This is a genomic window from Pseudomonas sp. BN415, assembly GCF_029871195.1.
Classification (GTDB): domain Bacteria; phylum Pseudomonadota; class Gammaproteobacteria; order Pseudomonadales; family Pseudomonadaceae; genus Metapseudomonas; species Metapseudomonas resinovorans.
The window spans coordinates 1-10,965 of the sequence record NZ_SSOK01000032.1 but is presented as its reverse complement, the minus strand read 5'-3'; the positions used below and the strand labels follow the sequence as shown (position 1 = coordinate 10,965).

Sequence of the window (10,965 nt, the reverse complement as noted above, 5' to 3'; positions counted from 1 at the left end):
ATCGGCATAGGGGGCGGCCTTCGCAGGCCGCTCCCCTGCCACACCACCCGGCATGCGGGTCCGCACCGGGCGGTTCGAGAGATTGAGGTTAGGAGAGGCGCGGCACGCCGAGACGGTCAAAGTAGGCAATCGTCAGCACGCGGTGCACAGCGGAGAGGCTGTTATGCCACCAGCGGCGGCTCAGTGCTGCCACCGATTGCGCCACCTGGGGACTGGCTCCAAGGCGGAGTAGCTCCCGGTAGGTCGTCTTGCCATGGCGCCAGTGCTTGAGGTGAAGGGCACGCAGGCGGCGGCGTATCCACTCGTCCAGCGCTCGCCAGATTCGAGGGGTTTGTGCCAACCCGAAATACCCTTTCCATCCCAGGAGGTAGCTGCGCAGTTTCCCGGCCACATCAGCCAAACTACAGCCACCGGACCGGCGGGTCAGTTGCCTGACCCGTTGCTTGAGCGTTTCCCGCGCCTTCATCGACACCCCGCGGCGCACCTCGTCATTCGGGGCCAGCCAGAGGGCATAACCGAGGAACTTGCGGCCAAACGCACTCGCCACCGCACTCTTGCTCTCGTTGACGCTCAAGTGCAGCCGTCCATACAGACGCTTCAGCCAGGCCATCACGCGTTCACCTGCCTTTTGACTGCGGACGTAGACGTTCGCATCATCGGCGTAGCGCACGAAACAGTGGCCTCTTCGCTCCAGCTCCCGATCCACTTCGTCCAGCAGCACATTCGCCAGCAACGGCGACAGCGGGCCGCCTTGCGGCGCCCCGCAGCGGCTTTTCTCGATCACGTCAGCCTTTAGCGTTCCAGCATCCAGATAGGCGCGGACCAGCCGGATTACCGGCCGGTCCGCTATCCGTTGGCTCAAACGATCAATCAGGATGTCGTGATCGACCCGGTCGAAGAACTTCTCCAGGTCCACATCCACCACGATCCGCCGTCCTGACGCGACATAACGCTGCGCCGCGAGAATCGCGCCGTGGGCGTTACGACCCGGACGGAAACCGTAGCTGTGTTCACTGAAGGTGGGATCGAGGAGCGGCTGCAAGACTTGCAGCAGCGCTTGCTGGATCAGCCGGTCGGTGACCGTCGGAATACCCAGCTCGCGTTCGCCACCATCGGGCTTGGGAATCACCACGCGGCGTACCGGGCTGGGCCGATACGCCCCTGACAGCAGCTGATGGCGAATCCCGGCCCACTCGGTCAGCAGGTGCTCGGCCGTCTGCTCAATATCCAGACCGTCGACACCCGCCGCCCCCTTGTTAGCCTTGACTCGTTTCCAGGCGCGTTGCAGGTTGCCTCTCGCAAAGGCGCGTTGCAGCAGCCCTTGCCCTGCGCTTTCGGGATCACCTTGCGGGCGCCATGCCTCGTCGCTGACGGAGCGATTCACGGTTTCACCGCTTCTCGTCTGCGTCCGCCCCGCGTTTGGCGGGCATCTGACTTCCGGTCATGTCGCATCAAGATGGCCTCCGGCGCTCTCTCTCGTTCGGCCCTTCGTCGAAAAAAAAACTACTACTACGGCCTCTGCTGACTTCTCGCTCCGGCTGCCGCCGTCGCCCTTTCAGGCACAAGGCGAGATCTCCCCAGGTAAGGACGCAATCCTTCACCGCACAACCGCCGGATCTACGCCGCCGCCCTTTGACCACGAGGGCTTCGCGGCTTTTGGCCCGCTCGCCCTGGTCGGCATCGCCTTGTATCCGGTTCTTGTTCATCGGCTCGCGGCTTCGCTCCACGCTTCCTCCCCACACTTGGTCGCCCTCATGCAGTTGCGCTTCACTTCGTTCGCTGTGGTCAACTCACGGCGGGACTCTCACCCACAAGATTGCGCCCATGCTGGGCGCACCAAAGATCGAGACACCTTGCGGTGCCTCGGTCCAGGCTCTAGCGAGCCGATTACTGGCACAGCCGTAGAACCTTCGGCATCGCCGCGTGGAGCCCCTCAATCCTAGATCCTGGTGCGGGGTGGATACTCATGGACTCGGGCTGTGCCCCACTACAAACCTTGCTCATTTTCTCCCAAAGGCTAATTGATGCTCGCGGGTCGCAGCAGCATTGAAATGTGGCTAAAGGCGCGCTTCTTCAGCCATTAACCTCAGCGAAGATCGGTGCTCAAACTCGGCGTACCGAATCCAGCCAGAGTCGCGTTCGAAGCACTCAGGTACTGAGACCAGAACTGATTGAGCGCGTCCATGGTCTTGCCGGAGCGGTAGGCATGCTTCACCGAATCGGTGACCAGACCAGCGCCCGACACGTAGACACGAGAGCCCTGGAGATCGGCGTACAGCCCTTTGCTTTGCGCGAGCTTCAATTCATTGCTCACGTTGAGCTGCTTGATTTGGTTGGCTGCGTAGAAGCTGGTGTATTCGGAGTGCTCAAGCATGTCGGAGATCAGAAAAATCACCCGATCATTCACGCCTTGCTCACGCTGCATGTCCTCGCCCACTTTTCGCAGGGAGTTCATGATCTCGCTCTTCGGAATGTCCTGACGTGCTTGGCGTAGTCCGTTGACGAACTGTTTGCCAAAACCAGCTTGGAACGCCTTCTTTTGAGTGGTCAGGCATTGGTCCAGGCTACGCAGCTTGCGCTGGCTGACGTCATCACGGATTTCTCCTTCGAGCGGCATGTCCATCTCACCGGCATAGGTTAGCCGCAGGTACTCGCCTGGCAGGAATGCGGAGAAGGTGTATAGCTTCACGCGATCGCCAGCCTGTACGAAGCGATCGATCTGCCCCCAGCTGCTACGCTGCAGATCCTCGGGCATCGGTATGGTTTGGTCGATAATGACCACCAGCTCGCGCCCGTTAGCAGCCGGTTTGATTTCGGTCAGACCGCTACGGTCGTAGCAGCTCTGCAGGTCGTTCCGCTCGGCAGCCAGCGCTGCACAGGGCAGCGCCAGCGCCAAGATCAATGCCTTGGCCGCGTTCACGACAGTACTTCCTCTTTCTTAGCCGGGAACAGGCCCAAAGTTTTCAGAGCAATCTGCTGGTCGCGGATGTCACGTAACTGGGCTTCAGTGACACTCAGAGCACGGCTCGCGGCTGCAAGGCTTTCTTCCGGCAGGCCCGTGACATCATGGAAGTCGGTCGCCTTGATTGCGGCAGCAGGCTCAGCAATCGGAGCAGGGGCGGCAGTCGCTACAACAGGAGCAGGAGCAGCTTCTACTTGCGCGACTGGAGTCTCCGGAGCCGCTTGAGCGGCGGGAGCCGACTGAGTTACAGCTTTGTGCGACACCTTGCCAGCCTTGTACTCGACGTAGGCCAGGAAGTTGCGGTGGGCCGAGTTCTCGCCTTCCAAGGCGCTGAGTACACCATTGTTGGTATGGTCGCGACTGGAAAGCGCTGTCTGCAGACGGCGCAGCTTGTCGTCAGCATGGCTAGCGACGGCGATGCGCTGCTGGTCCATGGCGTCCATCATTTCCTCAGCAGTAGCGTACTCATGAGTGAGGCGCCATGCGGTGTGGGAATGGGTGCCAGCAAAGTGGTACTTGCTGGCCAGCCAGATGCTGATGCCTTGGATAGCGATGTATATCAGGGACAGCATGACGTAGGTGGTCAGGCTGGCCTGGCGGATGGCATCCATCTTGTCTTCGATGGTGGCGTCTTGAGCTTCATCGTTGATGGCCTGGGACTCATCCGGCAGGTCAAACGGCGAGCCAACGCTGCTGTCGCTCTGAACGGATGCCTCAGCTTTCATGCTGTTGACCATCTCAGTCTCAATGCTGTCCAGGGTGGCGGAGCGGACAACAAAGGCGCCAATGGCCATACATGTGACAAAGGCGCCACAAATGATCAACCAGAGGAATTTGCGGGACACGTTGGAGTTAACATCCGCCACACGGTTGAGCAATTGCTCATAGTCAGGCTTGCCGCTGTCGGTGAAAGAATCCTCCAGGTTGATTGCTTTACCAGACTTGAGAGTGCGGGAGCGCTTGCTCGGCTCTTCGCCCTGCCACCAGTGACGTGCACGGGCAATCAGGGTGTTGTGGTGCACGGTATGACCGGCAGCTTCGGCAAAAACAGCCGACGCCACTGCCAGCAGGATGGCTGTGCCGGCCGTCAGAAGGTGACGGTCATTGGTCGAGGCATCCATGTTCATCCAGCCAGCCAGCACATAGGCAAAGCCCATCGCCTCGATCAAGACCAGAGCAACCACCAGGAACAGAACCCAGGCCGGACGCGGAGAACGACCTGCTTCACCGGCCTTGGCCAGGTAGTCGAGAGAGGCGTTATAGGCCTCCGGGCCCTTCATGTACTTCTTGAACTCGCGGTAGTACACGTTAGCGAGAGTAACTTCGTGGTTGATCCAGCCATCGCTATCGACCGATGACGGCTTGCGCGACAGGCGGGCGACAGTACCGATCAGGGGGAAGCTATGCCAAGCACGGATCAGGAAGTAGGAAACCTGTTCCCAGTACTTCCAGACGACCACTGCACTCACGAGAAGCCAGATGACGCCGGCGGTCAGCAATTGGTTTGCGAGGATCAACGATTTGAGTGCAGCTAGTGATAAGTCTTCCATTTAGGACTTCCATGACTTGTTTTATTTGGTTGCAGGGATTGGCACGTAAGTAGCCACATAGGCATCCGAACCGGCGGCATAGAACAGAGCGCCTTCAGTAACCTTGGCGTTGCCCTTGCTGAACACGAGATCCATGCAGGACACGGATGCCTTCGCATCGCGGGCAAACACTCGGTACAGCACCTCGCTTTCACCTTCGTAGGTGTTTGCTACAGCCTTGATCGTCTGCGCCCTGTTTTTGGTGTTTTGGTCGTAGTTCTCAACAACCTGCAGGATCGGCTGACGATCAACTTGTGCGTTCTCGCGCAAGATCGAGACCGGCGACACGGTAACCAAGTGACCGTTAACGGTGTTGGCCCACACGCGGTTGTTGTAGCCCGGTAGGTAATCCCTGGTGGCATGACGCTGCAGAGGTTTGTCATCGGCCATGCTTAGCACTTCACCGGCACTACGCGGCATGTCAGCTTCGCAGCTGGACATTGGCATTTCGCTTGCTCGCGCAGAGCTGATTAGCTCAAAGCCACTGTTCTTCGGCTTGATGTTCTGGGCCATGGACCAGTTGTAAGCATCAGTAGGCTTTCCAGCGAAGTCGACAGCAGGATTTGCCTTGGAAGCAGGCTTGGCAGAGCTGCTGGTGCTGGCGACAGTAGGTGAGGACGTAGACGACTGAGTGGCTGCCGGTGCGCTCGTGGAGGCTGTGGACTTAACAGTCGGAGCGGCAGCAACACTAGCCTTGGGTACTGTGGAGGTACCGTACTGCAGGTACTTGGTGTTGCCTGCCTCGGCCTGCGCACGCATAACCAGCGCTTGATCGTTGGCCAGCTCAACGATTTCTACGCGGCGGTTCTGGCCACGAACGAACACATCGCTGTTATCGGCGATTGGTCGAGAAGACCCTGCACCTTGGTAGTAGATCGAGCTAGCCGGGATGCCAGCAGCTACGAGCACTTTGCCTACGGTTTTAGCCCGACGCTCAGAGAGCTTTTGGTTGTATTCAGCGTTGCCGGTTGCATCGCTGTGGCCAACAACCAGGAGGCGACGCTCCTTCGCTTCTTTGGCCGCTGCTTGCTGGTCAGTCGCCTTAGGCTTGGCGTACATCTCGGCCAGCTTGCTCACTGCACGCTTGCCGCTTTCGGTAAGCTCTGCAGAGTCGGTAGCAAACATGCCGGTGTCTTCGATCTGAGTGACCAATCCCGCTTCTTTCGGGACCGCAGTTGCAATTGCGCCCTCGGCGACGGTTAGCTGCTCGGTCTGGATCTTCAGGTTCTCTTCTTTGGCGATTCGATCCAGCTCTTGAAGGCGGGACTGCCACACGTAGCCGAGCGCACAACCAAGCGCGCCACCAACGGCGACGCCAGCAAGGACACCGTCTTTACCCTTCAGGGCATACCCGGCAGCAGCGCCACCAACGACGCCGACGCCGCAAAGAACTGCCATACCGTAGTCTTTGCCAACGCTATTAACGGATTCCTGTAGGTCTTGCATTTGCTGACTGGAGCAGCCAGCTGCCGTAAGAAAGGCGCAACTGAGCGCCGTAAGGCGAAACGATCTGTGCATGACGGCTCCTTGCCGATCAAACTTCTTGACGGTGGCATTTTGACATCCAGCCACGCGCGGAATTTACAGAGAGATGCAGCACATTGCCACTACAAACCAATCGACTCAGAGTCCTGTTCCTGAGTTGTGCCGTAAGACCTTCTACGAATAGCGAGCCAAATTCGGAGGCATGGATGCATCATCGATTGCCCGGCGGCACGAGCTGTCACCCTGTGAAACCTCCACAGTCGAGTTCAAGCGCAATCGCAGGAAGCTTCCAGATGCCGAATTGATCGAGGCACGGGGCTGACCGGACAGTACCGAGGGGACTGAGCTTTGGTTGGGGGGTCGAGGATGACGGCACGCCACAACGTTGCCAGGCCATCCATCCTCCGCCGATAGTCCGGCCCGCCACGGTCAGTCCCGTGGCCGACCTTGGCCGGTCGCTTGGATATAGGCGCACATGCGCCAGTACGCGTATTGCGGGGGCCACACCTCTGCAACGCCGCGTCATGGCAGTTGTGCGCGGGACACCTTCGGGTGTGCCGGGTCCTATATTCCCGGTCGGCCAACCCGCGCACAGCTGCCCCCCCTCTTGCTTGGCCGCAAGACCGTGGCAGCTCCCGACCCGATATAGGAGCTTCACCTTGCACACGGATTTCCCTCTCCCCTCCCCCGCACTCATTCCCCTGACCGCCAATGCCGGCATCACGCCCGTGCTGCTGCTCGACGGCAACCGCGCCTGTGTGGAGCTGCAGGATTGCGCGGATATGCGCCTGAACGCGGCCCGGGGCCTGTTGCACAGCCTGGCAAGCATGACGCCGGGCGATGTGGATGGGCGCGACCTGATGCACATCGCCGATGCCGCGCAGTTGCTGCTGACCGATGCCTGCGACCTGGTGGCCGCAGCGCGGAAAGCGGCCCGCCGGGAAGCCCGCCGCTGATGGGGGAGCCCCCGAGAATTGAGGCTCCACTGCGCCAGCCACAAGGTACTGCCGCCCACCAACGCCAAGGCATCAGAACAGGTTGCGGAGCACCAGGAAGGCACCGGCGCTGAGCAGCGCGGCGGCGGGCAGGGTGATGATCCAGGCAAGGCCGATGGGTTTCATCAGGCCCCAGTTGGTCTGGCGGTTGACCAGACCGATCCCGAGCACGGCGCCGATCAGGATGTGGGTACTGGATACCGGCAGGCCCATGACCGAGGCCGCCATCACCACCGCAGCAGCAGCCAGTTCGGCAGAGAAGCCTGAAGCCGGATGCAGTTGGGTGAGGTTGTGGCCCACGGTCTGGATCACTTCCTTGCCGATGAACCAGAGGCCGACGATCAGCGCCACGCCGAAGGTGATCATGGCAACGGGGGGGATGGCCGCCTGGGAGCCGGTCTCACCGGTGCGCAGCACGTCGATGATGGCGGCGAAGGGGCCAATTGCGTTGGCGATGTCGTTGGCACCGTGGCTGAAGGCGAAGCCGCAGGCGGTGAACACCTGCATCCAGCTGAAGATGAGGAAGGTGGCGCGGCCCAGGGGTTCGTCCCGCAGGGACCGTGCGAAGACGTAGGTGGACATCCAGACGCCGACGCCGATCATGCCCAGCAGCAGGTAGCTGTTGAGGGTGGTGAGGCCCAGTTCGAGGTTCTTCAGGCCTTTGAACAGCAGCATGGAGCCGATGACCATCGCACCGATGGCAGCCACCAGCGGGACCCAGGTTTCCAGGGCGCGGTGGGAGGCGATGTCTTCACGTTGGCGATCGAGGTGGTAGAGGCCCTTGAAGTAGTCGGACTCCAGGTCCTCAGGGTCGAAGTCACGATCGCTCATCAGCTGCTGGTCGCGCGCCATGGTGTGGGTGTAGGCGACCTTTTGCAGCTCGGAGAGACGATCGAAGCCTTCCTGGTGCTGGGCCTTGTGGGCGCGCTTCTGCTCCCGCAGGGCTTCCAGACGATCTTCGGCACGCTCGTTGTAGGTCAGGATGTGTTTCTTGATCTGGTTGAACAGCACGTAGGCCACCAGGCCACCGAGCAGCGGCGAGAGCACCCAGGAGATGGCGATTTCGCCGATCTTGCCCCACTGCACCAACTCGAACGCGGCCTCTCCTCCCTGCATCAGGATGCCGAGGGCGATGGAGCTGCCGACGATGGCGCCGATGATGGAGTGGGTCGTGGAGACCGGGTAGCCGCGCTTGGTGGCGAACAGCAGCCAGAGGGCGGCGGCGATCAGCGCCGACATCATGATGTAGACGAAGTCGAGCGGCGCTACCTGCATCGCCCCCAGGTCGACGATGCCGCCGCGGATGGTCTGGGTGACGTGGCCACCGGCGATGATGGATCCGGAGACCTCGAACACCGCGGCGACGATCAGCGCCTGCTTGATGGTCAGGGTGCCAGCGCCCACCGAGGTGCCGAAGGAGTTGGCGACATCGTTGCCGCCGATGTTGAAGGCCATGAACACGCCGAACAGCGTGGCCAGGACGAACAGCAGGATATGGTTGCCCTGGACGTAGTCGACGCCCCAGAACAGGAAGTAACCGGTGACGGCGATGAACAGTGCGCTGAAGAACAGGCTGATGGGCGAGATGCCAGGCGTGCCAAGTGGCGACACACTGCGGGTGGTCGGGGGGTTGGTCATGGATGGCTCCGAAGCAGGACCGGTTGTCGTCGAGCCGGAGCCAGGCGGGCCTGGAACTGCCGATCGACGGCGCGAACCCCCTGGGGGTTCGTCGTCGCGCAAATTAAGACAGTTTCATGACCATTTGATGACAGTGCCTACAGCGCCCGTATGACGGGGCCTCTTCCATCCTGGAGCAGCTTCAGGCCAGGTAGTCCTCCACCAGCTTGACCCAGCAATCGGAGCCGATGCGAACCAGCGCGTCGTTGAAGTCGTAGTGGGGGTTGTGGACCGAGCAGCCGTGATATTCGCCCTCGCCGTTGCCCAGCATGAAGTAGCATCCCGGCACCTCGGTGAGCATCCAGGCGAAATCCTCGGTCCCCATCACCTTGGCTGCACGCGGCAGCACGCGCCCAGGCTCGAATAGCGGGGTGAGGCTGGTGCGCAGCAGCTCGGTCTCCGCTTCACTGTTGACCAGTGCAGGCGCGAGCTGGGCAATTTCCAGCTCGATCTCGACGCCGAACAGCTGCTCGTGGCCGCGGACGATCTCCTGCAGCCGCTGGTTGATCTTGCGCTGAGTGGCGTGGGTGTCGGTTCGCACGCTGACCAGCATCCGCGCATCCTCGGGAATGATGTTGTACACGGTGCCCGCCGCCACCGTGCCGATGCTGATGACCGCGTACTCCTCCACCGCGAGGTTGCGCGACTTGATGGTCTGGATGGCGTTGATCAGGCTGGCCAGTACCGGTATCGGATCGACCGCGAGCTCGGGCATGGCACCGTGGCCGCCACGCCCCTTGATGTGGAGCCCAACACGCTCCGAGGACGCCATGGTGAGGCCGAACTGGACCACCGGGATGCCGGGCATGTTGTGCAGGGCGAAGATGGCATCGCAGGGGAAGCGTTGGAACAGACCATCTTCCATCATGGCGCAGGCGCCACAGAGCCCTTCCTCGTCGGGCTGGAAGATGAGATTCAGGGTGCCGTTGAAACGGGGTTCCCGGGCCAGGCGCCAGGCGCCAGGCGGCGGCAAGCAGGATGGCCGTGTGGCCGTCATGGCCGCAGGCATGTATCCGGCCGGGAATGTGGCTGGCATGGGCTAAGCGGTTCTTCTCCTGCATGGGCAAGGCATCCATGTCGGCCCGCAGGCCCAGGCGCCGGCCACCTTCGCCACGACGCAGTATGCCGACCACGCCGTGGCCGCCAATGCCGCGACGCACCTCGTAGCCCCAGGCTTCGAGCCTGCTGGCCACCCGCTCGGCAGTGAGGGGGTGTCGCCGCCCAGCTCCGGGGCTTGATGGATATCGCGGCGCAGTTGGACGAAGGCGTCGAGGTCCAGCTCGGCGCCGGGTTGAATCAATGCATTCATGGGGTCACTCCCGTCCGGGGTTTTCAGGGAACAAGGCCAGGCAGGCCAGGCTGATGGCGCCACCGGCCAGGAGGTAGAGGGCCGGTGCCTGGGGGTTGTCCAGGGCGCAGGTCCACCAGTTTGAGGCGTACGCGGGGGGTTCGCCTGGAAGACGGTGAGACTTTCCTCGAGCCCATCCAGCATGGCGGTCAGCGAGGTGACACGGATGGAAATTTCTCCAACTGTCATGGCCTGGATGTTCTCGGCCTCTATCTGCAGGCGCCGCAGGCTCTACACTGCCAGTTGAGCGTGGCGGATGACCCGCCGCCCTTCCTCGGTCAGCGACATGCCCTTGTAGGAGCGCTGCAGCAGCGTGAGCCCAAGCTCCCTTTCCAGGTCTTTGATGGAACGGCTCAGCGCGGGCTGGGTGTAGGTGCCATGGAGCAGGGGCACGGCATCGCAGTCCCTCTGCTCCAGCCAATTGGCCGGCGTCATGTTGGCGCTGTCCAGCAAAGGCGACAACTCTTGGAATATCCAGTCGGGCGCAGGGTGTTGTGGGTGGCTGGCCTGCTCGGCAAGTAAGCGGGCTTCAAAGCCGGAAGCGGGGGCGAGGCCAGTCTCGGTTAACTGCATGCCGATGGTGCCGCCGGTATAGAGCACCAGTAACTTGCGGGCGGGGGACATGTCTTCTCCGTTCTTATTGGTCCTGCAGTCCCAGCCATCCTAATACCGCAAAGGGCAACGGCCTAAGGCACGAAGGGATATTTTGCGATCCAGTTTTTCCGGCTCACAAAGACAAACCCCCGACCCGCTTACGCGGATCGGGGGTTTGGGATAGAAGCTTGACGATGACCTACTCTCACATGGAGAAGCTCCACACTACCATCGGCGATGCGTCGTTTCACTGCTGAGTTCGGGATGGGATCAGGTGGTTCCAACGCTCTATGGTCGTCAAGCAATTCGGTTGGG

The 10,965-nt window shown here is 61.3% G+C and carries 6 protein-coding genes, 1 rRNA gene and 2 pseudogenes; 1 reads left to right on the top strand and 8 read right to left on the bottom strand.

What is annotated here, in order from left to right; all coding sequences use genetic code 11:
- Window positions 1–88: 88 nt before the first annotated feature.
- The 4 genes from ltrA to E8F20_RS09410 form a co-directional block, all read right to left on the bottom strand.
- Window positions 89–1,384: a group II intron reverse transcriptase/maturase gene (gene ltrA, locus E8F20_RS09425; protein WP_280283042.1), complete on the bottom strand. Its 1,296-nt coding sequence runs from the start codon at window positions 1,382–1,384 to the stop codon at window positions 89–91.
- A 702-nt stretch (window positions 1,385–2,086) separates the two neighbouring features.
- Entirely contained in the window at window positions 2,087–2,920 is an 834-nt protein-coding gene (locus E8F20_RS09420; protein ID WP_280283520.1) for a hypothetical protein, read from the bottom strand.
- Entirely contained in the window at window positions 2,917–4,512 is a 1,596-nt protein-coding gene (locus E8F20_RS09415; protein WP_280283519.1) for a hypothetical protein, read from the bottom strand. Before E8F20_RS09415 ends, E8F20_RS09420 begins: the two co-directional genes overlap by 4 nt.
- 21 nt (window positions 4,513–4,533) lie before the next feature.
- Window positions 4,534–6,069 carry an OmpA family protein gene (locus tag E8F20_RS09410; RefSeq protein WP_280283518.1) on the bottom strand — a complete coding sequence of 512 codons (1,536 nt, stop codon included), beginning with the start codon at window positions 6,067–6,069 and terminating at the stop codon, window positions 4,534–4,536.
- Between the two features lie 626 nt (window positions 6,070–6,695).
- On the opposite strand from E8F20_RS09410, the gene E8F20_RS09405 reads away from it, so the two are divergent.
- Entirely contained in the window at window positions 6,696–6,992 is a 297-nt protein-coding gene (locus E8F20_RS09405; RefSeq protein ID WP_280283517.1) for a hypothetical protein, read from the top strand.
- Window positions 6,993–7,064: 72 nt separating this feature from the next.
- Here the strand turns inward: E8F20_RS09405 and E8F20_RS09400 are convergent, their stop codons facing one another.
- From E8F20_RS09400 to rrf, 4 genes and pseudogenes are all read right to left on the bottom strand, one after another.
- Window positions 7,065–8,669, bottom strand: coding sequence for an inorganic phosphate transporter (locus E8F20_RS09400; RefSeq protein WP_280283516.1), 1,605 nt, complete (start codon window positions 8,667–8,669; stop codon window positions 7,065–7,067).
- 181 nt (window positions 8,670–8,850) lie between these two features.
- Window positions 8,851–10,017 (bottom strand): annotated as a pseudogene (locus tag E8F20_RS09395) (amidohydrolase).
- A gap of 95 nt (window positions 10,018–10,112) precedes the next feature.
- Window positions 10,113–10,680: pseudogene (locus tag E8F20_RS28400) on the bottom strand (LysR family transcriptional regulator); the annotation flags it as partial.
- Between the two features lie 156 nt (window positions 10,681–10,836).
- Window positions 10,837–10,952, bottom strand: a 5S ribosomal RNA gene (rrf, locus tag E8F20_RS09385).
- Between the last annotated feature and the right edge of the window lie 13 nt (window positions 10,953–10,965).